Here is a 25,024-nt window from a genome sequence, read left to right as displayed (position 1 = left end):
GACGCTCGTCTTGATGACCCCCACCCTGATCCGGCGCGTCTCGGTCGAGGCGCTCGACATCCCCCTGCACGAGCCGTTCGGCATCGCCGGCGGCGCGCAGGAGCGCGCGGCGAACCTCCTCGTCACCGTGGAGCTCGCCGACGGGACGCTCGGCTTCGGCGAGGCGGCGCCGCTGCCCGCCTTCAACGGCGAGACGCAGGACGGGTCGCGCGCCGCCGCCCTCTCCTTGCGCGAGGCCGTGGTCGGCTCGGACGCGCGCGCGTGGCGCGCCGTCGCGCGCGCGCTCCGCGAGGCGTCCGGGGGCGGCGCCGGCGCGGCGCGCTGCGCGATCGAGACCGCGATCCTCGACGCGCTCACGAAGCGCGCGGGCATGCCGCTCTGGGCCTTCTTCGGCGGCTCCGGGACGGCTCTCACGACCGACATCACCATCACCACCGGCTCGCCGGAGCGCGCGGAGGAGGCCGCGCGGCGCGCCGCGGCCATGGGCTTCGGCGCGCTCAAGGTGAAGGTCGGCGGCCGCCTCGCCGCGTCGGACCCCGCGCGCATCGAGGCGATCCACGCGGCCGCGCCCGGGGCGTCGCTGATCCTCGACGGCAACGGCGGGCTCACGGCGGGCGAGGCGCTCGCGCTCGTCGCGCACGCGCGCCGGCTCGGCGCGGACGTCGCGCTGCTGGAGCAGCCGGTGCCGCGGGACGACTGGGACGGCATGAAGGAGGTCACGCGGCGCGCGGGCGTCGACGTGGCCGCCGACGAGAGCGCCGCCTCCGCGGAGGACGTCCTCCGCGTCGCGGCGGAGCGCGCGGCGACCGTGGTCAACATCAAGCTGATGAAGGGCGGCATCGCCGAGGCGCTCGACATCGCGGCGGTCGCCCGCGCCGCGGGGCTCGGGCTCATGATCGGCGGGATGGTCGAGTCGGTGCTCGCGATGACGGCGTCGGCGTGCTTCGCCGCCGGCCTCGGCGGGTTCTCGTTCGTCGATCTCGACACGCCCATGTTCCTCGCCGAGAACCCGTTCGACGGCGGCTTCGTCCAGCGAGGCCCGGCGCTCTCCCTCGAGGGGATCCGCGCCGGCCACGGCGTCACCCCGAAGCGCCGCTCTCCAGGGGCGGGCTAGCGGCCGCGTCGCCGACGGCGCCGATCCACGCCGGCACGCCCAGCTGATCGAACGGGCCCCGCAGGTCGTCGGGCAGCGGCGCGGCGAGGCGCAGCGGCGCGCCCGTCTCGGGGTGGGCGACGGCGAGCTCGGCCGCGTGGAGCGCGAGGCGGTGCAGCGCATACCGCTCGCGGAACAGGCGGTTGTGCTCGCCCTTGCCGTAGTTCACGTCGCCGATGATCGGGTGGCTGATGTGCTTGAGGTGCCTCCGCACCTGGTGCAGGCGGCCCGTGCGCGGGCGCGCCTCGACGACGGCGTAGCGCTCGAGCGCGTGGAGGCGCTCGAAGTCGGTGACGGCCGGCACGCGCGGGCCCCCCTCGCGCCGCGGGATCGGGTGATCGATGCACCCGCGCTCGGGGGGCACGCCGCGGACGAGCGCCAGGTAGCGCTTCCGCGCGAGGCCCTGCTCGAACTGCGCGCAGAGCAGCGCGGCGGCGGCGGCGTCGAGCGCGACGAGCAGCACGCCGCTCGTCGCCCGGTCGAGGCGGTGGATCGGGTAGACCTTCCGGCCCAGCGCGCGCTCGGCGAGGTCGACGAACACGACCGGCGCGTCGCCCCAGCCGCGGTGCACGAGCAGCCCGGACGGCTTCGCGAAGGCCGCGACGCGATCGTCCAGGTGGAGCAGGGAGAGCTGCGTCGCGGCCGCGCTCATCCGGTCCCGAGCGCGAGGTACCGCGCGAGCCGCTGGTACAGGGCGGCCGCGAGCTCGGCGTCGTGCTCGCAGACCTCGGCGAAATCGTCCTTGCGGATCCGGATGAGCCGCGTCCGCGCCGCGGCGACGGGCAGATCGCCCTTGCGCCGCGCCCCCACGAGCGACTCCGGGAAGAGCAGGCCGGAGGACCCGACGCGCCGCCCGTCCGGCAGATTCACGGCCCCGTCGAGCACCAGGTAAGCGACCAGATCGCTGGCGACGTCGCGCGGGATCCGATCCCCCGCGCCGAGCTCCACCTCCACGCCGGCCGCGAGCGCCCCGAGCACCGCCGCGGGGCTCATGCCGGCGAGGAGCGGGCACGCGGAGAGCACCGACAGATCGCGCGAGGACGGGCCGGCGTCGTCCGCGCGCTTGACGAAGCGCTCCTTGATGTCGATGACGATCACGCTCGCGTTGTCGTGGCCTCCCCGCTCGCGCGCGTGGCCGAGGAGGCCGGCGGCGACCTCCTCGGGCCCGCCCTTCGAGCAGAAGCGCGAGAGCGACGCCTCGCTGTCGATCGCGTTGTGCACCCCGTCGGTGCAGAGGAGGATGCGGTCGCCGCGCGACAGATCGACGAACACGGTGTCGACCGCGACGGTGCCCGCGAGCCCGATCGCGTTCACGAGCGGGTTCCGTTGCGGCTTCCTGGCCGGGGTCGGGTTGCCGGCCGCGCGGAGCGTATCGTAGAGGGCGTGGTCCTGGGTGAGCTGGACGGTGGTCGTCGGGCGAACCAGGTACGCGCGGCTGTCGCCCGCGTGGGCGAAGAACGCCCGGCTGTGCGCGAGCACGACGAAATCGAGCGTCGTGCCCATCCCCTGGTAGCTCGGCTCCGTGCGGCGCGCCTCCAGGATGGCCGCGTGCGCGGCCTCGCCCACGCGCCGGAGCAGCGCGAACACCTCGCGCCGCGCCTCGATGTTCGGGTCGGCCACGTACGCGTCGAGGATGGCGGCGGCGGGCGGACGGAGCACCTCGCCGCGCACCGTGTCGACGGCGATCTGAGCCGCGACCTCGCCCGCGGCGTGGCCGCCCATGCCGTCGGCGATGCCGAAGAGGGCGAGCTCGGGGCAACAGAGGATCCGGTCCTCATTGCTCGGGCGGACGAGGCCGACATCGGTCGATGCGGCGAACTCGATGCGATAGTCGAAGCGTGGGAGGATCCGGGACACCGCGACCAGGATAGACACCGTGCGGGCGGCGTCAAAATGGCGCGTCTGTCGGCGACCGCGCGACGGCTCCACGCCCGCTCGCCTGCGTCGGCCGGCGCTCGGCCGGCGCTCGGCCGGCGCTCGCCCCTCCCCCTGCCGCGAGCGCGCGCCACGTTGCCGCCCCGCTGCCCCCCTGGCGCGGCGGCGCGCAGCGGGGCCTCGCCCTGGCCCCGCCCCGCTGACGCCCGCGGGCCGGCGCGCCCTGCGCACCGGCCGAGGCGAGGCCGTGCCCCCGGCGGACACACCAGCGTGCAACGCGCACGGATCCACGGTTGGCCCGACTCTCGCGTCTTCGGGGAGCATGCAACTCATCGAGGTGGACGTCGGGCGCTTTCGGCTCGAATTCGGCGGAGGGCTCGGGCTGGAGGTCATCGTCCTGTTCAGCCGCTCGGTGGCCTTCTGGCGCTGGGGCGGCGAGCTCGTTGCGGAGGTCAGCGTCGGCGTGAGCTGAACCGGACAGCCGTCGTCTGGACCCGAGCCCCGCCGGCCACAGCAGATTCGGGGCGCGCAGCGAAAGAGCCCCAGACGAAAAATTCCGGTAGGATTCGGCTCGACCGCATGAGGCCTCGCTGCTGTCTGACATCCACCACGCTCGCTCCTGCCGCGGCTCTGCCAGAGGCCTGCGAAGCGACTCGGCCATTCACGCTCGAGCTCGGCGGTCCGACGCGGACCGCGGGGCGCGCGACCTCGCGCCGCTCGTGGAGCGCGCGATGACGGTAGAACCGCGGATCGACGTCGCCACGATGCGGCGAGCGCTGTCCACCGCCGAGGCGGTGATGGCGCTGAACCCTCCCGAGTCGCCGATGAGCGAGGGGTACCGGCTGTTCCGGGTGTCAGGCGGTGACGTCGCGTGGATGGACCTGCCCGCGAACAGCGGCGCATATGCCGTCTTCGGCTCGCACCCGCGCTGCGACATGAAGTTCGCGTCGGGCGACGATGTCTGCGTGCGCCACCTGGTCGCCACCTGCTGCAACCTCCCCGACGGCGCCTTCGGGCTGCGGCTCATGGATCTGCAGACCTCGATCCCCTTCTTCGTGGACGACGACGTGCCGCGGCGGTCGATCGTCGTCAGCGGCCCGCTGCTCGTGCGCATCGGCAAGCACGTGGTCGGCGGGCTCCCGGTCGGGCCGCGCGCCTCGTCGAGGGTGCTCGAGGTGAGCTCGTGCGGGATGAGCGAGCCGCCGCGCGGCCTCGAGAGCGTCGCGGGCAAGGCCGTCATCGAGGGCGCCGCGCCGCCGGCGGCGACCGAGGGCATCACGACCAGCCACCGCTTCGCCCGCGGGGAGATCTCGCACATCACGTCGGTGCGCCCCGTCTCGCACATCGAGGAGATGGTGGCGCCGCGCGCGAAGAGCGGGTACGTGCGGCTCACGCTGCAATCGAGCGAGCGCAGCGCCGCGGTCGAGCTGCCCCAGCAAGCGCTCGACGACGGCGTGCTGCTCGGGCGCGCCGACAACTGCCTGGACCGCGGCCTGCGCTCTGTCCTGAGCACGCACATCTCGCGGACCCACCTGCTGCTCCTGCGGGACGGCGCGGAGATCATGGCCCTCGATCTCTGCTCGACGAACGGGACGAGGTTCGCAGGCCAGAAGGTCCGCCGCGTGATGGTGCCCGCCGAGGGCCTCGCGCTCACGCTCGGCCCCGAGCTCACGCTGATCTGGCACCCGCAGACCTGACACGCTGGCCGCGCGTCGCGTCCGCTGGCCGCCCTCGCGGCGAGACGCCTGGCGATCCCCGAAGTGCGGCACGTCCGGCCGAAGCACCGCACTCCCCAGGCCGCGCCGCGAGGAGCGCGGCGCGCTACGCTAGAAGCTGGCGCGCGATGACGAGGCGCTGGATCTGGCTCGTGCCTTCGTAGATCTGGAGCACCTTCGCGTCGCGCATCATCTTCTCGACGGGGTACTCCTTCACGTAGCCGTTGCCGCCGAACACCTGCACGGCGTCCACGGCGGTCTGCATGGCGCTGTCAGCGCCGTAGGCCTTCGCGAAGCTCGAGACGATCGGGTCGCGCACCCCGTGATCGAGGTTCCACGCAGCCTTCTGGTAGAGCAGGCGCGTCCCCTCGACGCGGATCGCCATCTCCGCGAGCATCCACTGGATGAGCTGGTGGTTGCCGATCGGCTGGCCGAAGGTCTTGCGCTCCTTGGCGTAGGCCACGCACTCGTCGACGCAGCGCCGCATCAGGCCCGTCGCGGCCGCGCCGATGTCGGGGCGGGTCTGGTTGAAGGTCTCCATGGCGAGCTTGAAGCCCTGCCCCTCGGGCGCGAGCAGGTTCGCCTTCGGCACCTTCACATCATCGAGGAACACCTGGGCGGTGTCGCTCGCCCGCTGGCCGAGCTTGTCCTCCTTCTTGCCGACGCGGACGCCGGGCGTGTCGCGGTCCACGATGAACGCCGCGATCCCCTTGTGCCGCAGCTCCGGGTTCGACGTCGCGAAGATCACGTAGTAACGCGCGTAGCTCGCGTTCGTGATCCAGCACTTCTGCCCGTTCAGCACGTAGTCGTCCCCGTGCTTCGTGAAGCGCGTCTTGAGGCCCGCGACGTCGCTGCCCGCGTCCGGCTCGCTCGTGCAGTAGCTCGCCATGATCGGCTCGGCGGTGAGCATGCCGAGGTACTTCTTCTTCTGATCCTCGTTGCCGGCGAGCTTGATGGGGGTGAGCGCGAGGCCGTTCGCGAGGAAGCTCGTCTGGATCCCGGTACACCCGTACGAGAGCTCCTCGGCGAGGAGGGCGTTCTCGAGCTCGCCCATCCCCGGGCCGCCGTACTCGGCCGGGCAGGTCGGGTTGACGAGGCCGATGTTCCAGCCCTCCACGAAGACATCCATCGGGAAGTACGATTTCTGATCGCACTCGGCCGCGATCGGGAGGATGCGCTCCTTCGTGAAGCGACGCGCCGTATCGATGAGAGCCTTGTGCTCTTCGCTCACAGAGAAATCGACCACCTTGTGACCTCCGGCTAGTGGGGCGGGGACGGCGCTCACCGGGCCCGCCAGCTACGCGGGACGAGGGCCTGCGCCCCCGTCACTCCTTCATTCTGCGCCTGCGTCGCTCGAGCTCGGCGCGCACGGCGCGGCTGCCCAGAATGTAGCCGACGATCAGCCCAAGCATCAGCACCACGGGGATGTAGAGCGCGTGCTGCGGGGTCATCTCCCCCAGGTTCGGCATCAGCTCGCCCCCTGGCCCGCTCCAGCCCGCGCCTTCTGCACGGCGGCCTCGAGCGCGTCGATGCGCCGGTCGATCTGCTTCTGCCGGCGCCAGGAGACGAAGACCAGCGCGAAGAGGATGAGCCAGATCGCGGCGTACGCCTCGACCAGCAGCTTCTCTCCGCTCTGCATGTCGTTCCCCCCCTGAACGGGGCGGAACGCCTGCGCTCGGTCGTCCGTCGTGGTGCTCGTCGGCTGCTGCAACGCCGCATGGGAGAACAAGGAATGATTGGATTTCACGTTGTCAGTCCTCTCCGATGCCGGCTTCGAGGGCCTCTTGCTCGAGCTCCGCGAGCCGCGCGGACGCGAGATCGACGCGGTAACGCGCCCACACGAGCGCGAGGGTGAGCAGGGTGAACGAGAGGAAGCCGAAGCCGAGCGCCATCTTCATGTCAGGGTGCCCGAGGCCGCCGCCTTTGCCCGTGATGACCGTGGGGTGGTTACCGCCCCACATCTTCACCGAATAATGGATGATCGGCAGGTTGGCCGCGCCGAGGACGCCCAGGGCCGCCGCGAACTTGCGCTCGGCGTCGCTGTCGCCGGTGAAGGCGCGGAGCACGACGTAAGCGATGTAGATAAGCACGCTGAGCAGCGACGTCGTGAGGCGCGGATCCCACGTCCAGTACACGCCCCACGCCTTGGCGGCCCACAGCGGGCCGGTGACGAGGACGATCAGCCCCATCGCCACGGCGACCTCGGCGCCGGCCTTCGCCAGCGAATCCCAGCGCTGGGTGCCGCGCGCGAGGTAGCCGGCGGAGCCGATGAAGCAGACGGTCGCGCCGATGTACATCGCGTACCCGGCGGGGGCGTGGAAGTAGAAGATCTTCTGCACGATCCCCATCGTGGCCTCGGTCGGCACGACGTACGCCACGAAGTGGAGAGTGCCGATGACGGCGAGGGCCGACGCCGCGAGCAGGACGTAAAACGCGATGCTGGCGCCCGCGGACGCGCCGCTCGTCGCGCGCCGCGCCGCATCACCGTTCGCTGCCAAAGCCACCTTGTGCGGCGCCCGCTCGACGTTGACGTTGGCTCCCATGCTGTCGCGCACCGTACTGCCAAGGACGGTCGCGTTCAAGCCGGGGTGACGCGGAGCCGAGCGACGCGGCGCGTGCCTCAGCGCGGCCGCCCCCTCGCTCAGGTGCCGTCCGGCGCGATGGCGTCCCAGCCGGTCGCCTTCGCGAGCCGCGACATCGCCATGTCGAGATCCATCGTCGCGTTCAGCTGGTTAAATCGGTTCGTGGCATATGCCTTGGCTGGATCGATGAGATCCTTGTCCGCCATCGTGCCGACGTCGATTCCTTGCTGCACCATCACGAGCCAGCGCTTCCCGTACTTGGCCGCCTTGGTGTAGGCGTCGAGCCGCTTCTGGGCCTCCACGACCTCGGCATAGGCGGTCTCGACCTCGGTCGCGACCCCGCCCATGGCGAAGCGCTGCGTCGCGGCCATCTCCTCGAGCTGCGCCTCGGCGGCGCGGATGCGCGCCGATTGCGGCAAGAGGTCGAGCTTCCACTGCAGCGCGAGCGCCGCGCTGTAGTGGAAGAAGTTGCCGGGGTCGCTGGTGAACGGGTTCAGCTGATCCGCGACCTCCGGGGCGGCGCTCACCCCGACCTGCAGGGCGATGCCGATGTCGGGGAACAGCTGCGCGCGCGCGAGCCGCACCTGCGCGGACCTCGCGTCGAAGCCGGCGCGCGCCTGCGCGAGCTCCGGCCGGTAGAGGCGCGCGGCGGTCAGGTAACGGGTGACGTGGCCGAGCCGGTGGTTCGGCGGGCGGATCGGGACGTCGGGGATGTCGAGATCCGCGACGCCCGTGTAGAAGCGCAGCCCCGCCAGCGCGACCGAGATGTACTTGTCGACCTCGGCCCCGCGCGCCTCGAGCTCGGCCCCGAAGGTCTGCAGCTTGAGCAGCTCGATGGGATCACCCTCCTCGCTCTCGACCTGCTCCTCGAGGCGCCGGAGGGCCTTGTCCATCTCGGCCCTCACGTCGACGAGCAGGCTCCGCGAGTCGCGCGCGAGCTGGAGGCCGAAATAGGCCTTGCGGACGTCGAGCCGCACCGCGTCCCGCTCCTTCTCGACGCTCGCCTGGTTCACCCGGACGTTCGCCTCGGCGGCGTCCCAGAGGTTCGTGATCTTCCCGAACGTCCAGAGCGGGACGACGCCGTCGATGTTCACGCGCCAGCCGACCCCGAGGCTCGAGGTGAGCGAGACGTCGGTGTTCGGGCTGAAGACGTTGTTCCCGCGGACGGTCGGCGCGAGCGCGACGCCGCCCGTCAGCTTGAACTGCGAGAACGGGGCGTACCGGGCCTCGTCGAGCTGCGCGCGGACCTGGTCGAGCTTCGCGCGCGCGGCGGCGACGTTCGGGTGATTGCGGTCGGCGAGCGCGAGCACGCCGGGGAGATCGTGGACCACCGCCGCTCGCCGCCCGGGCGCCCCGCCGGTGTCGGCGGCGGCAGCAGGGAGCGGCGCGAGCCGGACCGCGAGGGAAACGGCGGCGGCAGCAAGGGCAGCTCGTGCAGCGCGTCGGGCCATTTTCGGCGCAACGTAGCACGAGCCGGCCGCGCGCTTCTGCGACGTGCGCGCGCGACGTGCCCGCGCGTCAGCCCGCGCCGCCCTTGCTCGGCCCCGCCCCGTCGCTCTCCCCCTGCGCTGCCTCGTCTCCGCGCGACGCGACCTTTTTCTTCAGCCTCCGGAAGTTCGAGCGATCCATCCCCGCCTGCCGCGCCGCCTCGCTGAGGTTGTTGCCCGTGCGCTCCAGCAGGCGCCCGACGTAGATCTGATCGAACGCGTCGACGGCGCGCTCCTTGGCCTCCGCGTAGGGGAGATCGCAGAGCTCGGCCGGCAAGACGAGCGCGTCCCTCGGAGGGCGAAGCGGCGGCCCGGAGCGCCCCGACACCGAGGGCGGCAGATCCGCGGGCAGGATCGCCTCGCCGCGCGCGGAGATCACGGCGTGCTCGATGGCGCTCTCGAGCTCGCGCGCGTTGCCCGGCCACGCGTGCTCGCGGAGCAGGCGCGCCGCCTCGGGGCCGATCCGCTTGACGTCGCGCCCGTGCCTGCGCGCGCACCGGTTCAGGAAGTGGCTCGCGAGCAGCGCGACGTCCTCCTTGCGCCGCCGGAGCGGCGGCAGCTCGACGACGATGACGCCGAGGCGGTACGCGAGATCCTCCCGGAGCTGGCCGGCGGAGGCGAGCTCGCGGAGGTCTTCGCACGTCGACGCGATCACGCGCACGTCGACGCGGCGCGGCTCGCCCGCGATCTCGCTGTGCGTGAGGACCCGGAGCAGCCTGGCCTGGGCCGCGGGCGGCAGCGCCGAGACCTCGTCGAGGAAGAGCGTGCCCTTGTCCGCCGCCTCGATCAGGCCCCCGCGGGCGCGCCCGTCCTGCGAGGCATCGCCGCCTTCGCCGAAGAGCTCGACCTCGGCCCGCGACCCCGGCAGCGCGCTGCAGTCGACGGCGACGAACGGCCGCGCGGCGCGCGGGCCGCGCCGGTGGACGGCGCGCGCGACGAGCTCCTTGCCCGTCCCGCGCTCGCCCATCAGCAGGAGGGGCGCGCCGACGGCCGCCACGCCGAGCGCCTTCCTGTAGGCGTCCTGCATCGCGGCGGAGCTCGTGATCACCTCGCCGAGCTGCTCGTGCTCGTCGACCCGCTCCTCGAGGGCCCGCGCGCGGCCCTCGAGCCGCCGGCGCTCGATCGCGCGCTCGATCGCGATCGAGACCGCGGCCTCCGCGTCGACGGGCTTCGTCACGAACCCGTACGCGCCGGCGCGCACGGCCGCGATCGCGGCGTCGAGGTCGGCGTGGCCGGCCATCACGACGACCTCGACGTCGGGGTACGTCGCCCTGATCCGATCGAGCACCTCGGCGCCGCTCATGCGCGGCATGGCGAGGTCGAGCAGCACCGCCTCGACGCGGGTCGTCGCGAGCAGCCCGAGCGCCGCGGGGCCGTCCTCCGCGGTGAGGACGTCGAAGTCGCGCACGAGCGCGCGCGCCAGGCCGCGGCGCAGGGCCGGCTCGTCGTCGACGAGGAGGATACGGGCGCGATCTGCGGCGTTCACGAGGCGGAGCGGCGGGGCGGGGCTACAGCGGCTTGCGTGAGGCGAAGGGCGGGAGGTCGGTGCCCCGGCGCGTCTGCGGCTCCCTCGGCTCGTCCGCGGCCGTGTGCGCCGCGTGCGTCGCGGCGAAGGCGGGATCGCTGGAGCGGCGGAGCTTCCCTGGCGGCGGCGAGGACTGCGGCTCGCCGCTCGCCGCCGGCGTGTAGATCTGGCCGTGCTGCTGGAAGACGCAGATCCGGTTGCCGCCCTCGCGCTTCGCCTGGTTGAGCGCGCTCTCGGCGGCGCGGATCAGCCCGTCCTTGGAGCGGACGTCGCGCGAGGGATAGAGCGCGACGCCGATCGATACGCTGCACGGCCTCGCCTCTCCGCCGAACTCGACCGGGTTGCCGGCGGCCTCGCGCCAGATCCGCTCGGCCACCGTCAGCGACCCGGCGAAATGGGTGCTCGGCAGGACGATGAGGAACTCCTCGCCGCCGTAGCGCGCGACCACGTCCACCTCCCGGACGGAGCGGCGTATCCCATCGGCCACGCGCCGGATCACGGCGTCGCCGAGCGTGCGCCCCCCGGTCTCGTTCATCGCCTTCAGCCGATCGATGTCGACGAGCACGCAGGCGAACGGCTCGTGGTACCGCTCCGCGCGCTTGAACTCCTCGTTGAGCCGCGTGAAGAGGTAACGGTAATTGTAGAGCCCCGTCATCTCGTCGTGGATGGAGAGCTGCTCCAGGTAGGCGCGCTGCGCCGCGACCTGGTCGTGCAGCCGCTTGATCCGGAGCATCGCGCCGACCCGCGCGAGGAGCTCCTCCTCCTCGAACGGCTTGCAGACGTAGTCGTCGGCGCCGATCTTGAGCCCCTCGACCCGGTTCGCCGTGTCGCTCTTCACGGTGACCAGCACGACGGGGAGGAACGACTCGGAGGTCATGCTCTTGAGCAGCCTGCACGCCTCGAGGCCGGTGAGCCGGGGCATCACGATGTCGAGGAGCACGAGATCGACCCCTCCCCGCCCGATCAGCTCGATCGCCTCCTGACCGTCGTCGACCGCCTCGACCTGGAAGCCCGCCTTCTGGAGGATGCTCACCAGCATCTGGCGCGCGAGGCGGTCGTCGTCCGCGACGACGATCCTGGCCGGTCGACCGCTCGGGAGCTCGATCGGCGCGGAGAGCGGAGCGCTTCGGAGTTCGTCGCTGTTCGGCACCGGCACATCCTCCCTTCAGCCGGGGCCGGGCGCAACGAGATCGCGCTGCGGCGGACGCCGCCTCGCCGAAGGTCGCGCGCGGTCGCGCGCAATCACGAAGGCAATCGCAGGAGTTGCCCGGGCAAGTTGCCCATGCATCGCCGATCTCTCGCGGGCTGCCGTCGCGCTGGTTTCGCGGTAAGGACCCGGCATGACTCAGGCGCGGTTCTGGAAGCTCGCGGCGCTCGCGCTGGCCTTCACGCTCGGCGTGATCCTGTGGGGCGCGTTCGTGCGCGCGACCGGCTCGGGGGCCGGCTGCGGCAGCCACTGGCCGACGTGCAATGGCGACGTCATCCCACGCGCTCCGAGCGCGGCGACCTTCATCGAGTTCACGCACCGCGCCACCTCGGGCGTCGCGTTCCTGCTCGTCGCGCTGCAGCTCGTCTGGGCCTTCGTCGCGTATCCGTCGGGCCACCCCGTGCGCGGCGGCGCGGCCGCGTCGATGCTGTTCATGATCACCGAGGCGGCGGTCGGCGCCGGGATCGTCCTGCTCGAGTACGTCGCCCACGACGCGTCGGCGGCCCGCGCGATCTGGATGGCCGTGCACCTCATCAACACGTTCCTGCTGGTGGGCGCCATGACCTGCACCCTCTACTGGGCGCGCGGGGGCCGGCGCGTGCGCTTGCGCGGCCAGGGGGTGACGGGCGCGCTGCTCGGCGCCGGGCTCGCGGGGGTCCTGGCGGTGGGCGTGACCGGGGCCATCGCCGCGCTCGGGGACACGCTCTTCGCCGCGGCGTCGCTCCGCGAGGGCCTGGCGCAGGATTTCTCGCCCGCGGCGCACTTCCTACTGCAGCTGCGCGTGCTGCACCCGACCGTGGCGGCGGCGGTGGGCGTCTACCTCCTCTTCGCCCGCGGCGCCGTCGCTGCCCGGCGCCCCTCGCCCGAGGTCGCGCGGCTCTCGGCGGCGACCGGAGCGCTCGTGCTGCTGCAGATCGGCGCGGGGCTCCTCAACCTCTTCTTGCTCGCGCCGGTGTGGATGCAGCTCGTCCACCTCCTGCTCGCCGATCTCCTGTGGATGGTCCTCGTCACGTTCGCCGCGGCGGCGATGAGCGAGTCGGCCTCGGCGGCGGACGCGGGCCCGCCCGGGGAGAAGGCCCGGCGGGAGGCGGTCGCCATCTAGTTGTCCTCCAGCGGTGAGCTCGGCCGCGGCCCGGGCCCCCGCCGCGGCCAGCCGGAGCTCTAGAGATCCGAGCTCTCCTCGTCGCTCCCGGGGTCCTGCGAGATCGTGCGGCGCTCCGAGCGCTTGCGCGCTCCCTCGGCCGGCGCCGCGGAGCGCTGCTCGGGGACGGACGGGGGGAAGTCGACCTGGAGCACCATCCCTTGATCGGTCTCGAGCACGCGGTAGGTCGCGTCGGCCTGGGTGCGCAGGTCGATCACCATGTCGAGGTCGTTGCCCTGGCCGACGAGCTGCACCTGGGTCACCGGGGTCGCGAAGAACGACGTCACGAGCGGGAAGCGGTTCGTCTGGATCGCCCCCGCGCCCTTCAGCCGGTAGACGAGGCGTCCGGCGGCCTTCGACTCGGCGACGTCGACCTTGCCGCCGTGGATCTGCACGAACACGCGCGAGCCGCCGGTCGGGAGCATGCGGAAGCCGGGGAAAGTGGCGACCGGCCGCCCGGTGAGGCTCGCCTGCGCGTCCTTCTTGGGCTTGCGCGCGCGCCCGGGGCGCTTCGGCGCGCCGGCGCTGCCGCCGCGCGGCTTGTTCACCGCCGCCTTCTGCGGGGCCGCGGCCTTCTCCGGCGCCGCGGCGGCCTTCGGGGCCGGCTGGGCCGTGGCGCCCTGCGCGAGGGCCAGCGACGAGGCGAGGCCGACGGCCAGCGAGAGGCTCAGCGAGAGGTGCCCGGAAGGTCGCATCCTGGCAGTACAGCACGACCGCCTGGCCCGGCAAAGGCGGCAGCACGGTAAGCTCTTCGTGTGCCGGCCCGCGCTCCACGCTTCTCGCACGTCATCGGCGTCGACGACGCGCCGTTCGCCCGCGACCACCGCGGCGACGTGCAGGTCGTCGGGACCGTCTTTTCGGGGCTGCGCCTCGAGGGCGTCCTCGCCACCCGCGTGAGGCGCGACGGGCGGAACGCCACGCCCGCGATCGCCGCGATGATCCGCGGCTCGCGCTTCTACGCCCAGGCGCAGGTGGTGATGCTCCAGGGCATCGCGGTGGCGGGCTTCAACGTCGTCGATCTCGCGGCGCTGCACGACGCCCTCGCCCTGCCGGTCGTGGTGGTGGCGCGGCGCCTCCCGGACCTCGACGCGATCCGCGACGCGCTGCTCTCGCGCATCCGGGGGGGGCGCCGCAAGTGGGCGCTCATCCAGCGCGCCGGCCCGATGGAGCCGGTCGCGGGCGTGTACGTGCAGCGCGCCGGGATCTCGCTGGACGACGCGAGCGCGCTCATCGCGCGGCTCTCGGTGAACGGCCACCTCCCCGAGCCCCTGCGCGCCGCGCACCTCATCGCCGGCGGGCTGACCACCGGCGAGAGCCGCGGGCGCGCGTAACGGGACGCTGACGAGCCGCTGACGAGCCGAGGCGGCTCGCGCGCGTCAGAGCGCCTGCCGGCGCGGAGCGCTGGCGGCGCCCGCCTTCTCGGCCTTCTTCCCGCGGCCTGTCACCTTCGAGTAGATGACGTCGAGGTTGGCGTTGATGTCGAGATAGAACTGAGCGTCAGGGCTGTAGAAGAAGTTCCTGCGCTGGCCGTCCTCCCCGAGCTGCCCCGTGGTGTTGTTGTAGCCGAGCGTGAGGTCGACGACCTCGTAGACCGGGTAGCTGACGTTGATGTCGAACGCCGTGTTCGGGAGGTAGGTGGTCCCGTCGGAGCCATACCGGGCGCAGCCGGTGCTGATCTCGACGCATCCCTCTCCGAGCTCGGGCTTGAACCGGCTGAGCAGCCCGAAGCTCGCCCCCAGCGAGAGGTCCTTGTAGAGCGGCACGTCGAGATCGAGGCTCGTGGTCAGGCGATTGAGGACCTGAGCATACCCACTCAGCTGTTCGTCGCGCGCGACCTCACCGCTCGGGTTCTGCCGGAGTCGTCGGATGTCGGGGTTCACCCGCATGATCGATCTGGAGAACAGGTGGGCGTACGTCACGCCGAGCGTCGCCGTCACATGGTTGAGCCCGTCGGCCTTCGAACCGAGCAACTTGATCTTCTGGATCACCTGCGGGCCCACCGACAGGGTGAAGTAATCGCCCGAGTTCCAGCTCTGCGGCGAGGTCGGCAGGGTCACGCGCAGCCGCATGGCCGCGTCCGTCTTGTACTCGCCTTTGTTCGCGCCGCCGCTCTCCCAGAGCGCGCGGCTGTACCGGGCGCCGAGCGACATGTCCTTGAGCTGCGGCTCCCGGTACGTGGCGGTGGTGTCGCTGTTCGTGAGCTCGACGAGCCAGCCGACCTCGGCCGATAGCGACACCTTCTCCTTGGGGCGATCGAGCAGGTAGTAGCTCGGCCGCAGCGTGAAATCCCAGCCGTAGACCTGGATGTCGGGCGTGTACTCGCCGCCGACGCCGAAGAGGGTCGTGCTGCCGGCCTGGTTCCAGGTGAAGCTCGTCCCGCGCCAGCGCAGGCTCGTCTCTTCGTCTTCCTCCTGCACGGCGTCCGCCGCGGTGGCCTGATTCCACTGCACCACCTGGGAGACCGCCGCTGCATCCGGCCGCGGAGGCTCCGGGGGTGACGGCGGCTCCGCCGGAGGCTGAGGCTGCGCGGGGGGCGCTGGCTCCGCGGGCGGAGCGGCAGCCGGCGCAGCAGCGACGCCCGGCGCAGCAGCCGGCGCGCCGGGAGCCACAGCAGGAGCGCCGGGAGCCGCAGCAGCGGGAGCGCCGGGCGCCGCCGGCGCCGGGGCGGCCGGTTGCTCGGTCGGCTGGAGCCGCGTGGGATCGACCGGCGGAGCTGTCGGCGGGGCGGGCGGCGTCTGCGCGGACGCTACCGAGATGCTGCCCAGGACACCGGCAGCCACAAGCAACGATCGGAACGTCATCTCCACTCCCTCTCCTGGTCGCCTCGGACCCTCACGCTCCACCGCGCGCTTGGCCAAACGTCGGCCACACTCCGCGCGCCCCCCCGGCGGTCAGCCCGCCGGGGCACCTGCTCGGTCCGCCCCCTGTGCAGAAAACGTACCCTGCCGCAAACATCGCCCAAGCATTGGTAATCATTGAATAACAATGACCGCCACCGCGCGCCCGTTACGGGGCTGACGCGCACCCCCGTTGCGAATGTGACGATGCCTGAAGTAAGCCAGCGGGCGATGGAGCCGATGTCCTTCCCGGGCGACAGGGATTCGCCCCTCTCGCCGCGATCCCCAGGAAGCCCCCGCGGCGACGACGGCGGGGGCCACCGGCCCACCGAGATCAACGCCCTCCTAGGCCGCGGTACGCACTTCGAAGGCAAGCTCTTCTTCGAGGGCCGCGTGCGCATCGACGGCAGCTTCCGCGGCGAGATCCGCGGCGAGGACGTGCTCGTGATCGGCGAAGGGGCGCTCGTGATCGGGGAGATCCACGTCGTGACGTGCATCGTCACGGGCGGCGAGGTCCAGGCGAGCATCCGCGCCCGCGATGCCATCGAGCTCTACGCTCCATCCAAGGTGACCGGCGCCCTGCACGCGCCCGCCATCTTCATCGACCGTGGCGTGCAGTTCGACGGCTCCTGCAAGATGGCCCCGCTCGACGAGGAGCCAGGCGAGCGGCCCCTGCGGCCGCCCACGGCATCGTCCGAACCCGACGCCGACGCTGCCGGCCAGGCCGCGAGCGCCGCGCCCACGACGCCCACGACCGACGACAGCGCGCAACGCGCGCGGTGAGCGTCAAGCGCGCCGACGCCGACCGCTGAATTCCGACCTCGCCCGAAGAAAGCATGTTTTCTGTAGTGCGCAGGCGTGCGGCCGCGTGCTGACGGAGTTACATCTAGCGAGGGGCTGCGGTCTCGCCGCCCGAGGCGCATGTCCGCGACGTGGGGGGGAGCCCGCGCTGACGGACGTCGCTCGAACAGGAGAGTCCATGAAGAAACTGTGGTCCCTGTCCTTGATCGCCTTCTCGCTCGCCGTCCTCGCCCTCTCCCTCTCGCCGCGCGCAGCCCGCGCCGCCGACGCCGAGTCGGAGAAGCTCGCGTCGCTCGGGAAGGCGCTCCGGTACACGCTGAAGACCACCGGGCCCGTCGCCGCGATCGACACCGGGGGCGCGGCGATCCTCGTGAAAGCGCCCCTGCCGACGGTCCGGAAGATCGTCACCTCCTACGGCAACTACAAGACGTTCATCGGCCCCTTCGACCAGAGCCGCGTGCTCACGAAGCGCAAGGGCACGAGCGAGGTCTATCTCCAGGTGCCGATCCTGAACGGCGCCGCGCACATCTGGACGGTCGCCGACATGTCGCCGCCCACCAAGGACGGCGCCGACGAGGTGATCTCCGGCCGCCACAAGCGCGGCAACGTCGCCGACTTCCGCGCCCGCTGGCGGCTCCGCGCCGTCGACGAGCATCACACGATCCTGAAGCTCGAGCTCTTCGTCGCCCCGAAGCTCCCTTTCCCGCCCTCGGTCGTGACGACACAGCTCGTCAAGGCGGCCGACAAGGCGGTGACCGCTGTACGGAATCGCGCACAGTCCGAGGCGCCCCCCGGCGCTGGGGCGACCACCGCCGCCACCACCGACGTTCCGCCGGGCGCCGCAGCGAGCACGTCCGCCGCCGCGTCCGCTGGCGTCGCTCCCGCCGCGCGAGGCGACGACCAGAGCAGCGTGACGGCGGCCCCCGCCCTGCTGCCAGCGAGCGTGGCCGATCTGCCGCCGGCCGACGACACAAGCGTCCGCCGCGACAAGGACGTGGCGCGCCGCTAGCTCTCCCCCGCAACCGACGCAACCGACAGGGCGCCTCGCGACAGAGCGCCCAGCCACCCCTCCTCCCCTTCTCTCCTTCCGTCCACCCTTCCCCGCTCGGTCTACCGAGGCGGCTCACGCCCCCGTCGTGACGCCCGGTCGCCTCCGATCGCCGCCGCCCACCGCTGAGCCTGTTGAAAACCCCGGAGCGCCCCGGGCGTGCTCCGGCGCGCGCTCGCTGGGTGCAATTCCGCAGATCTACGGAGGCTACGGCCCAGATCGTCCAGGGTTTCCAACAGGTTTTTCAACACGCATTCCGATTTCCCCACAAGAATTCCCACATTCCGCGAGACTTTTTCAACAAGGCGCGCCCCCGGCGGAGGTTGCGAGGGGACGGATGCATGAAGTAAAGCGTCTGCCGTGAGGTACCCCTTGCTGGACGTGCATTCAGATGCGCCGGCGCCCTCTCAGCCTCCTGCCGTGGCGGGCGCCTGCGCTTCCCGGGAGCGGCGCTCGGCCGTCTCGCGGTGGTGAGCAGAACATCGCTCCTCATTGTCCCGACCGAGCGGCACGTTGAACGCGAGCTCGCCTCTCTCGATCTGCGCGACGCGCGCACCGCGAACCAGGAAATCCGCTCACGGTGGAGCTTCGTCTCCGAGGCGCTCGCCCTGCTGGCGCCGGACGCCGCCATAGCGAGCCCTCACACCACCCGCCTCGCCACCCGGCTCGCCCTCGACGCCCTGCCGCCGGATCGGCTGCGGCAGCCGGCCGAGCCTGCCGCGCGCGTCGCGCTAGCGCACGCCCTCGACCGCGCCCTCGGGAGCTTCCGGCGCGCAGGGACCTCCCCGGCGGAGCTGCGGGCGCTCGGGACCCCGTACGCGATCGCCATCGCCGAGGTCCTCGATCGGGCGGACGCCGCCCTGCGGGCAGCGCGCCTCGTCGACCCGCGCTGCGCGGGGTTCCTGCTCGCGCGGGCGCTCCGCTCGGCCGGCGGGTCCGCCGCGCTCCCGCTCCCGCGCAAGGTCGCGATCCGCGGCGCCGTGGCCTGGGAGCCCGACGATCTCGCCTGGGTCGAGGCGCTCCACGCCGCGGTCCGCGCCCGCGGCGGCGCGGGCGTCACCGTCGAGCTGCCCGCGCTGCCGGACGACGGCGCGGCGCCGGTCGCCGACGCCCTGGAGCGGCGCTGGGCCTCGCTCGAGGACGCGCCGGAGATCGCGTGGGTGCCCGACGGCGGAGCGGAGCCGCTCGCCGCCATCGCGGCGAGGACCCCGGAGGGCGAGGCGCGCGCCGCCGCCGCCGAGGTGGCCGCCGCGCTCGGCCGCGGAATCCCGCCCGAGCGGATCGCCCTCATCGTGCCGGCGCTCGACGACGCCGCGCTCGAGCCCCTCCGCGCCGCCCTCGCCGACGCGGGCGTCCGCTCGTCGGAGCCGCGCGGCCGCGCCGCCGCGAGCTGCCCCGACGGGCGCGTCGCGCTCGCCATCCTGCGCCTCGCCGTCGGGCCGGTGCGCCGCGAGCAGGCGATCGAGATCCTCCGCGCCCCCGGGGTCCACGCCGGCGCCTGGATGGACCGCACGTCCGCCGCCGAGGCGGAGCGGCGCTCGACCGACCTCGCCCACCGGCTGCGCGACGTGCCGGTCGAGGTGGATCGCACGGGCCGGCTGCTCATCGACGGCCTCATCTCGGTCGTGGCGGCCCGCCGCGCGGACCGCCGCGCAGGGACGGCGCGGACGCCGCCGGCGACCGCGCAAGAGGCGCTGAGCGACGCGGAGCTCGCCCTGGGCCTTTCGGTGCTAGGCGGCGCGCACGGCGACGAGGACGGCGACGACGAGGCGTGGATGCCGCACGCGCTGGAGCGGCTGCTCGCCAGCGCCCGCTGGATCGGCGAGGCGACGACGCGGCCCGAGATCGTGCGGCGCTTCCTGTCGCTCCTCGACAAGCTGGGCTTCGGCGAGCCCGGGATCGAGGAGCTCCGCGCCGCGCTGCGCGGCGAGCGGCGGAGCGGCGGCGCGCTCGCGCTCGAGGCGATGGGCGCGATGGGCCAGGGCGCGCGGGCCGCGCGCGCGATCCGCGAGCAGGCCGAGGCGCTCGCGCGGGCCGCGTACGACCTCGGCTGCGAGGAGCGCCCCGCCACCGCGGCCGAGATCTACGCGGAGCTCGAGCGGGCCGCGGCCGAGCAGGGCGCCGGGCCGCGCGGCGACGCCGGCCGCGCCGGCGCGGTGCGCATCGACGTCGCCGCGGGGTTCACGGCGCTCGAGCACGACGTGGTGGTGGTGACCGGGCTCGACGCGCGCGCCTACGGCGGCAGCCCGGGCGCGGACGAGACGCTGCTCGGCGAGGCGCTCCGCGGGAGGCTGCCGGCGCCGAGCCGCCCCGCGACGGGGCGCGAGCGCCAGGCGGCCGAGCGCGCGGAGCTCGGCTGGGCGCTCGCCGGCGCCCGGCGCGTCGCCCTCTGCTTCACGCGCGGGGACGACAGCGAGCCGAACGAGCCGCACCCGCTCTTCATCGCGGCCGCGGCGGCCGGCGCGCACCAGCGGACGGAGCCCGCCTCGCGCGTCGCCCCGGACGCGGCGCCCCTCGGCCCGCGCGACGCGGAGCTCATCGCCCTCGCGGGCGGCGGGAGGCCGGCGGCGGACCTCGCGGAGCGGATCCGGATCGAGCGCGCCCGCGCGGACTTCTTCCTCGATCCGCGCGCGCCGATCGACCTCCACACGGGCCGCGTCCTCGTCGACCGCGATCCCGCGCTCGCCGCGCAGCTCAGGGCCGCGATCGGCGGGGCGCACCCCGGCAGGCCGATCGCCGTCACCCACATCGAGCGCGCCGTGGGCTGCGCCTTCGCGGCGTTCGCCCGCCGCGTCCTGCACGTGCGCCGCGCCGAGGATCTCGCCGAGTCGGCCGACGCGCGCGAGCGCGGCACGCTGATCCACCGCGCCCTGCAGGCCTCGTTCGAGGCGCTGCGCGAGCTCGGCCCGGAGCGCGATCCGGCCGAGCAGCTCGCGGCGGCGCGCGCCGCGGCCGAGGCGGCGCTCGGGGCCTCGGCGCCCATGGCCCCGCTCCGCCGCGAGGCGGTCGAGAAGGCGATCGCGGACGTGATGGAGGTCGTGGCCCGCACGCTCGACGGAGACGGGGAGGACGCGTCGCCGGAGCTCCGCTTCTTCCTGGCCGAGCGGCGCTTCGGCGCCGGAGAGCCGCCCCCCTGGCAGCCGCTCGAGCTCCCCCCGCTGTCCGACGAGGAGGGCGGCCCGAGCCTGTGGGTCGACGGCCAGATCGACAGGCTCGATCGATCGACCGACCAGCGCGTCGTGCGGGTCGTCGACTACAAGACCGGCAAGCTCCCTGACGCCAAGGAGCGGCGGCGGGCGCTCCAGCTGCCGCTGTACAGCGCCATCGCGGCGCGCGCGCTGGGCGCGGAGGAGGTGCGGGCCGTCTACATCGGCGTGCGCCAGCGCGGGCTGATCGAGCTGTGGCCGCGCACGGCCGAGGACCAGCGCGCGCTCGCCGAGGGCTGGGCCGAGGCCGCGCGCACGGCGCGGGCCGCGGTCGTCGCGCTCTGGGAGGGCAAGGCCGCGCCGCGGCCGACGCTCTCGACGATGTGCGCGCGGTGCGACGCGCGCGACGTGTGCCGCCGCCCCGCGGTCGTGCCGAGCGACGAGGCCGCGGAGGAGGTCGCGTGAGCGACGCCCCGCGCGGCGCCGAGCTCGCCGAGGGCGACGCGCTCATCTACGCCTTTCGCCGCAACGTCGTGGTCGCCGCGAGCGCCGGCACCGGCAAGACCCACCGCCTCACGGCGCTCTACGTGCTGCTCACGCTCGGCCTCACCTCCCTCGGCCTGCCCGACGCAGCGTCCGCCGCGCCGCCTGTGCCGCCGGACCGCATCGTCGCGACGACGTTCTCGCGCGCCGCGGCGCGGGAGATCGCCCACCGCGTCGAGCGCTCGCTCCGCGAGATCGCCCGCTGGAACGGCGAGGCGGACATCCCCTTCGCCGACATCCTCCGGGCGCGGCAGGCGGCCATCGCCGGCCTCCCCGGCGCGTCGCTGCCCGTCGCCGAGCTGCGCAAGCGCGCGGAGGAGGCGCTCGCCCGCCTCCCCGCCGCGCGCATCGACACGCTCCACGGCGTCGCCAAGCAGATCGTGGACCGGCACGCGATCGCGATGGGGCTCTCGCCCTCGGCCCGGATCCTCGACGAGGAGGAGGCGCAGGCGCTCAGCGACCTCGCGGTCGACGAGGCGCTGAGCCGCGCGCTCGCCGAGGGGGGCGAGCGCGCCGAGGCCGCGCGCGCGCTCATCGCCGCGACGGGCGGCGTCGAGGCCGCGCGGAGCGAGGTCACGCGGCTGCTCGACCGCCTCGACGAGGACGGCCTCGCGCCGCGCCGGCTCGCCGTGTCCGACCACGCCGCCGAGGCCGGCGCGCTCGCGCGGGAGCTCCGCCGCCTCGCCGCCGAGAGCGCCGCGCTCGGCAGCGCCGCCTTCCGCGCGCCGGCGGCGGCGCTCGTGGCGGCGCTCGGCCGCGAGGACGGCGGCGCGCCCTTCCCCGCGAGCGCAGCGAGCACCCCGCTCATCGAGCTCCTCACGCAGCGCAAGCCGCACAAGAGCAAGTCCACGCCGGCCGACGAGGCGCTCATCGCCTTCCGCGAGGCGCTGCCGGGCGAGACCCACCGCGACAAGGCGCAGCAGCTGCTCGGCTTCCTCCGCGAGGCCCCGGCGCTGTCGCGCCGCGAGGCGCGGATCGTCGAGCTGCTGGAGGAGATCCGCGAGCGGCTCTCGGCGATCCGCCGCACCGAGGGCGGCCTCGGGTTCGGGGATCTCCTGCGCGCCGCCCGCGACGGCCTGCGGGACGATCCGGCGATCGGCGCGGCGGTCCGCGGCTCGGTCGACGTGCTGCTCGTCGACGAGTTCCAGGACACGAGCGCGGTGCAGCGCGATCTCGTGTACCTCCTGCGCGAGCGGGACGACGCCGCCCTCTCGCGCCCGGCCGGCGTGGCCCCGACGGCGGCCAGCCTGTCCGGTCATGGCCTGTTCCTCGTCGGTGATCGCAAGCAATCCATCTACGGGTTCCGCGGGGCCGACGTCTCCATCTTCTGCCGCGTCTGCGCGGAGCTCGCCGGCGCCGCCGCGGGCCGCGCGCTCGAGCTCGCGGCCGCGCTCTGGTCGCCGAACCCGAGCGCCGATTTCGTCGCGCTCCGCGAGAGCCGCCGGTCGACGCCCGAGCTGCTCGCGTTCATCAACGCCTTCTCCGCGCGCGATTTCGCCCAGGATCGCGGCGCGGGCGACGGCGACGCGGGCGCGCCCGCGGCCTGGCCGCGCGAGTTCGAGATCGCCTACAGCGCGGCCGAGCACCTCGTCGCGGCGCCGGGCAGGGCCGCGGAGGGCCCGACGGACGTCGTGCTCGTCAGCGACGGCGGCGGCGCTCCGGACGGGGTCGACGCCCTCGTCCGGGACGCGCGCGGGCAGCTGCGCGAGGCGCTGATCGCGGCCGCCTACATCGCGCGGCGCGTCCGCGGCGCTGGCGGCGACGGCGCCGCGACCGGCGATCTGCGCTTCCGCGACGTCGCCGTGCTCACCCGTCGGAGGAGCACGATCCCGCTCGTCGAGCTGGCGCTCGCGCGCCTCGAGATCCCGTACGTGGTGGCCGGCCGCGCGCTCTTCGACGCGGCCGAGGTCCGCGATCTGGCCGCGATCCTCCGCCTCCTGCTCGATCCGCGCGATCGCCTGGCCCTGGCGACCGTCCTCCGCGGCCCGGTGGTCGCGCTCTCCGACACGTCGCTCGCGCTCCTCGCGCCTCCTGGCCGCGGCCTCGCGGTCCCGTTGCTCGGCCGCTGGCCCGCCGCCGCGCTGGCGCAGGGGGTCTGGTCGCCCTCCCCGGACGACGCCGAGCTCGACGACGGGCGCCCGCTCCCCGTCCTCTCGCGCCTCCCCGCGGGGGATCGCGAGCGGCTCGAGGCGTTCCGCGCCCGCTATGCCGGCCTGCGCCGCGCGGCGCTCCGCTCGACGCCTGGCGAGGCGATCCGCGCCGCGGTCACCGCCTTCGATCTCGACCGCGTCCTCGCGGCGCTCCCTCGCGCCCAGGCCCGCCTCGGCAACGTCGATCGCCTGGTCTCCATCGCCCGCCGCCGGGGCGGCTCGCTCGCGAGCTTCGTCCGCTGGCTCGACCGCCGCATCCGCGACGAGGCGGACGAGCCCGAGGCCGCTGTCTTCTCGCCCGAGGACGACGCCGTGCGGCTCACGACGATCCACGCCAGCAAGGGGCTCGATTTCCCGGCCGTCGTGCTCCTGGATCTCAACGCGGAGCCCCGCGCGGCTCAGCCTGGCCTGAGCTACGTCCCCGCCGCCGGGGACCGGCCTGCCGCCCTGCTCGTGCGCCACTACGCGCGGGTCATCGACGGGCGGTCGCGGACCGGCTCGCTCCACGACGCCGAGGCGTCGGCGCGCGGGCCGTCGTTGCCCGTCAGCACGCCCGCGCTCCAGGCGGCGCGCGCCGAGGTGCGGGCTCGGGAGCGCGCCGAGCGGCAGCGGCTCACGTATGTCGCGATCACGCGCGCCCGCCGCGAGCTCGTGCTCGTCGGCGCCGAGGCGAAGCCGCGGAGCGGCTCGGCGTGGCTCACGCTGAAGGCGGCGGTCGACGCCGAGCCCCGGGCCGCGGCCGCTGTCGACGCCGAGCCCCGCATCACCGCGGGTGACCTCGGCATCGAGGCCTCCACGCTCGCCGGCACCCTCCGCGCGACGCTCGACGCCAGCTCGCTGCTCGCCGGGGCGAAGGCGCCCGCGCCTGGCACCGACGCGTACGCGCGCGCCGCGCCGGCCCCCCGGGCGCCGCCGGCCACGGGGCCTGCCCGCGCGCAGACCGTGCTGGTCGCGGCGGCGTCCCTCGCGGCGTTCCAGGCGTGCCCGCGCCGCTTCCGGCTGCGCCACCTCCTCGGGATCGGCGAGCCTGCCGGCGAGGGCCAGCTCGGCCTGTTCGACGTCGAGGGCCCGCCCGAGCTCCCGGGCGAGGAGCGCGTCGAGCTCGAGGACGGCGCGGACCCTCGCCCTCCTGGCCGCGCCGTGCACCGGGTGCTCCAGCGCTGGCCGCGCGCGCGCTGGGGTGAGCCGACCGAGGCCGAGGAGGTCGTCGCCCGCCTCGCCTTCGAGGGGTTCCCGCCGCACGGCCCCGACGTGCTGCGCACCGCGGAGCGCGTCGCGCGCTTCCTGGACGGCCCCTACGCGCGGCAGGTGCGCGGCGAGGAGGCGTCGCTCCTCCGGGAGGAGGCGCTCGTGCTCGACGTCGAGCCCCAGCGCGCCGGACGGCGGCGCGGCGCGAGGCTCGCGCTCTCGCTCGCCATCGATCTCGCCGTCCTGCACCCGGGCGGCCTCATCGACGTCGTCGAGTACAAGCGCGCGCGCCCCCGGGCAGATCTCTCGCCGTACGAGCTCCGCCTGCGCGCGTGTGCGCTCGCGCTCAGGAGGCGCCACCCCGACCGCCCCGTCCGCGCAGGCGTGCTCTTCGTCGGCGCCGAGGTCGAGCCCGTGTGGCTCGCGGCCTCGGGCCCCATGGGGACCCTCATCGACGACGACCACGCGCGGTTCGAGCGCGAGCTCGCCCGGCTAGCCGAGCGCTTCGCCGAGGCGAGGGCCGAGGATCGCTTCGACGGCGTCCCGGTCGAGGCGTGCCGCAAGCTGCGCTGCGGCTTCGTGCGCGCCTGCCACGGCTAGCCGCGGCCCCCGGAACGCGCTCGAAA

The 25,024-nt window shown here is 74.0% G+C and carries 20 protein-coding genes; 9 read left to right on the top strand and 11 right to left on the bottom strand.

Annotated elements, in window-relative coordinates; translation table 11 throughout:
* Window positions 1-13: 13 nt before the first annotated feature.
* A complete protein-coding gene (locus tag WME82_RS16005) occupies window positions 14-1,114 on the top strand; it encodes a dipeptide epimerase (protein ID WP_438044897.1) in 1,101 nt (366 codons plus the stop codon).
* Here WME82_RS16005 and WME82_RS16000 read toward each other — a convergent pair.
* Together WME82_RS16000 and WME82_RS15995 are read right to left on the bottom strand one after the other, a co-directional pair.
* Complete coding sequence (locus tag WME82_RS16000; RefSeq protein WP_438043538.1) at window positions 1,080-1,805, bottom strand: pseudouridine synthase; 726 nt, start codon at window positions 1,803-1,805, stop codon at window positions 1,080-1,082. The two genes, WME82_RS16005 and WME82_RS16000, sit on opposite strands and share 35 nt — an antisense overlap.
* The gene (locus WME82_RS15995; protein WP_438043537.1) at window positions 1,802-3,028 is read right to left on the bottom strand and encodes a protein phosphatase 2C domain-containing protein; all 1,227 of its coding nucleotides are present in this window, start codon (window positions 3,026-3,028) and stop codon (window positions 1,802-1,804) included. The genes WME82_RS16000 and WME82_RS15995 overlap by 4 nt, the downstream gene beginning before the upstream one ends.
* A gap of 322 nt (window positions 3,029-3,350) precedes the next feature.
* Between WME82_RS15995 and WME82_RS15990 the strand changes: the two genes are divergently transcribed.
* Complete coding sequence (locus WME82_RS15990; protein ID WP_157906681.1) at window positions 3,351-3,500, top strand: hypothetical protein; 150 nt, start codon at window positions 3,351-3,353, stop codon at window positions 3,498-3,500.
* A gap of 259 nt (window positions 3,501-3,759) precedes the next feature.
* Complete coding sequence (locus WME82_RS15985; RefSeq protein WP_438043536.1) at window positions 3,760-4,725, top strand: FHA domain-containing protein; 966 nt, start codon at window positions 3,760-3,762, stop codon at window positions 4,723-4,725.
* Between the two features lie 124 nt (window positions 4,726-4,849).
* Here the strand turns inward: WME82_RS15985 and WME82_RS15980 are convergent, their stop codons facing one another.
* The 7 genes from WME82_RS15980 to WME82_RS15950 form a co-directional block, all read right to left on the bottom strand.
* Window positions 4,850-5,989 (bottom strand): acyl-CoA dehydrogenase family protein, encoded by a 1,140-nt coding sequence (locus WME82_RS15980; RefSeq protein WP_437552715.1) that lies wholly within the window; start codon window positions 5,987-5,989, stop codon window positions 4,850-4,852.
* Window positions 5,990-6,068: 79 nt separating this feature from the next.
* Entirely contained in the window at window positions 6,069-6,212 is a 144-nt protein-coding gene (locus WME82_RS15975; protein WP_012235483.1) for a hypothetical protein, read from the bottom strand.
* The gene (locus tag WME82_RS15970) at window positions 6,212-6,490 is read right to left on the bottom strand and encodes a CcmD family protein (RefSeq protein ID WP_012235482.1); all 279 of its coding nucleotides are present in this window, start codon (window positions 6,488-6,490) and stop codon (window positions 6,212-6,214) included. Before WME82_RS15970 ends, WME82_RS15975 begins: the two co-directional genes overlap by 1 nt.
* Window positions 6,491-6,494: 4 nt before the next feature.
* On the bottom strand, window positions 6,495-7,286 hold the full coding sequence (locus tag WME82_RS15965; RefSeq protein WP_437746339.1) for a cytochrome c biogenesis protein: 792 nt from the start codon (window positions 7,284-7,286) through the stop codon (window positions 6,495-6,497).
* 98 nt (window positions 7,287-7,384) lie between these two features.
* Complete coding sequence (locus WME82_RS15960; protein WP_438043535.1) at window positions 7,385-8,776, bottom strand: TolC family protein; 1,392 nt, start codon at window positions 8,774-8,776, stop codon at window positions 7,385-7,387.
* 67 nt (window positions 8,777-8,843) lie between these two features.
* On the bottom strand, window positions 8,844-10,298 hold the full coding sequence (locus tag WME82_RS15955) for a sigma-54-dependent transcriptional regulator (RefSeq protein ID WP_438043534.1): 1,455 nt from the start codon (window positions 10,296-10,298) through the stop codon (window positions 8,844-8,846).
* A gap of 22 nt (window positions 10,299-10,320) precedes the next feature.
* Window positions 10,321-11,487, bottom strand: coding sequence for a diguanylate cyclase (locus WME82_RS15950; RefSeq protein WP_437872200.1), 1,167 nt, complete (start codon window positions 11,485-11,487; stop codon window positions 10,321-10,323).
* 190 nt (window positions 11,488-11,677) lie between these two features.
* Here WME82_RS15950 and WME82_RS15945 point away from each other — a divergent pair, with 190 nt between their 5' ends.
* Complete coding sequence (locus WME82_RS15945) at window positions 11,678-12,646, top strand: COX15/CtaA family protein (RefSeq protein WP_437746335.1); 969 nt, start codon at window positions 11,678-11,680, stop codon at window positions 12,644-12,646.
* A 59-nt stretch (window positions 12,647-12,705) separates the two neighbouring features.
* Here WME82_RS15945 and WME82_RS15940 read toward each other — a convergent pair whose 3' ends face one another.
* Entirely contained in the window at window positions 12,706-13,380 is a 675-nt protein-coding gene (locus tag WME82_RS15940; RefSeq protein ID WP_438043533.1) for a hypothetical protein, read from the bottom strand.
* Window positions 13,381-13,440: 60 nt separating this feature from the next.
* On the opposite strand from WME82_RS15940, the gene WME82_RS15935 reads away from it, so the two are divergent.
* A complete protein-coding gene (locus tag WME82_RS15935; RefSeq protein ID WP_438043532.1) occupies window positions 13,441-14,016 on the top strand; it encodes a DUF99 family protein in 576 nt (191 codons plus the stop codon).
* Window positions 14,017-14,061: 45 nt separating this feature from the next.
* Here the strand turns inward: WME82_RS15935 and WME82_RS15930 are convergent, their stop codons facing one another.
* On the bottom strand, window positions 14,062-15,486 hold the full coding sequence (locus WME82_RS15930; RefSeq protein ID WP_438043531.1) for a hypothetical protein: 1,425 nt from the start codon (window positions 15,484-15,486) through the stop codon (window positions 14,062-14,064).
* Window positions 15,487-15,729: 243 nt separating this feature from the next.
* Here WME82_RS15930 and WME82_RS15925 point away from each other — a divergent pair, with 243 nt between their 5' ends.
* From WME82_RS15925 to WME82_RS15910, 4 genes are all read left to right on the top strand, one after another.
* The gene (locus WME82_RS15925; RefSeq protein WP_437872191.1) at window positions 15,730-16,305 is read left to right on the top strand and encodes a bactofilin family protein; all 576 of its coding nucleotides are present in this window, start codon (window positions 15,730-15,732) and stop codon (window positions 16,303-16,305) included.
* A gap of 196 nt (window positions 16,306-16,501) precedes the next feature.
* The gene (locus tag WME82_RS15920; RefSeq protein ID WP_438043530.1) at window positions 16,502-17,332 is read left to right on the top strand and encodes an SRPBCC family protein; all 831 of its coding nucleotides are present in this window, start codon (window positions 16,502-16,504) and stop codon (window positions 17,330-17,332) included.
* A 509-nt stretch (window positions 17,333-17,841) separates the two neighbouring features.
* On the top strand, window positions 17,842-20,982 hold the full coding sequence (locus WME82_RS15915) for a PD-(D/E)XK nuclease family protein (protein ID WP_438043529.1): 3,141 nt from the start codon (window positions 17,842-17,844) through the stop codon (window positions 20,980-20,982).
* Window positions 20,979-24,998, top strand: a complete 4,020-nt coding sequence (locus tag WME82_RS15910; protein WP_438043528.1) for a UvrD-helicase domain-containing protein — start codon at window positions 20,979-20,981, stop codon at window positions 24,996-24,998. Before WME82_RS15915 ends, WME82_RS15910 begins: the two co-directional genes overlap by 4 nt.
* The last annotated feature ends 26 nt before the right edge of the window (window positions 24,999-25,024 follow it).

It is taken from the genome of Sorangium sp. So ce128 (assembly GCF_051525245.1).
In the GTDB taxonomy this organism is placed as follows: Bacteria; Myxococcota_A; Polyangia; order Polyangiales; family Polyangiaceae; genus Sorangium; species Sorangium cellulosum_B.
The sequence above is the reverse complement of the archived record's forward strand: the minus strand, read 5'-3'. Positions and strand labels throughout refer to the sequence as shown.